The organism is Candidatus Obscuribacterales bacterium, assembly GCA_036703605.1.
Lineage (GTDB): Bacteria > Cyanobacteriota > Cyanobacteriia > RECH01 > RECH01 > RECH01.
In genome coordinates this window covers 1-1,051 of the sequence record DATNRH010000101.1, presented here as the reverse complement: position 1 = coordinate 1,051, position 1,051 = coordinate 1, and the positions used below count along the sequence as shown (strand labels likewise).

Below are 1,051 nucleotides of genomic sequence, written 5' to 3'. Positions count from 1 at the left end.
CCTCGGCAGAATCATCCCCAAAAGTCTCGCTGAGATGTTCCAAAGCATCACAGATTTCTGCCAGTATTCGCGGTCCGTTTTTCATAGCTCAGGAAGTGTTCCAATCGCGCGATCCAGAGCCTCGTCGTGATGGCTGTATTGAGCGTGTATTTTGCTCGAGGAGTGGCCAGTAAGCTTTTGACGAACATCGGCATGGATGTCGGCATCAGCGAGCCAAGAGGCGAATGTGTGGCGCAGAGAGTGGAAGCTCCTGGAGGCGGTGAATCCACCGGGCAGTTCAACTGTTTTGGGGACTTTGGCCCGGCTCATTATCGCAGAAAACTGCATGGAGCATGTGGCGGTCTCCTGTTTTTTCAATGTGGGGAAGTAGTCGCCTTTTCGCCCTTTAACCCAAGCAAGGCATGGAGGGGTCAAGGGGACAGTGATGACCTTCTTCTGCTTGGATGTTTTTGATGGCATGATCACCAATCTCGCCACATCTAGGTGCTTTTCGCTCAGGTTCACTATGTCACCCAATCTCAGTCCTGTATGTGCTGCCAGGGTAATGGCGCCTTGCCATTCATCTGAGGTATCAGGATGCCCGATCATCTCCCGAACCTCTTTCGCGGTGAAGGGTGCTCTCTGGGTTGAGTCCTGCTGGCTCAATGAGCGGCATTGTTTGGCAGGGTTGTGAGTCACAAGCCTTTTGGCAACAGCGTCCTCCATGACACGCCTGAGGGTGGCCAGGGCCTTATTGATGGTCGACGCCCTCCTAGTGCTTTTGCCCTTTCCGTTGCCTTGTTTCTGGGCCTTTTCCAGCGCTACACTAATTTGTTTGGTAGTCACGGAGCTAATGGGCGCATCCATGATCCTTGCTCCAAGAGCATCCGCAAAAAGATCGTAGTCATTCTTGTAGCCATTCACCGTGGATGCGACCACGTGCCTCTTTTGCTCATCGAGCCAATCTGACCAAAACTGCGCCAAGCTCACGGCCTTGAACTCTGGATTGGCCAGCTTGTGAAGCCTTCTGACCAATTCCTCGGCGCGTGCCAATGTGAGGTCACCAGCGACA

Annotated in this window: 1 protein-coding gene; it reads right to left on the bottom strand. The window is 53.3% G+C overall.

All coding sequences use genetic code 11. The features are described from left to right. Positions 1-81: 81 nt before the first annotated feature. On the bottom strand, positions 82-1,051 hold a 970-nt coding region (locus V6D20_02125; GenBank protein ID HEY9814592.1), incomplete at its 5' end, for a tyrosine-type recombinase/integrase.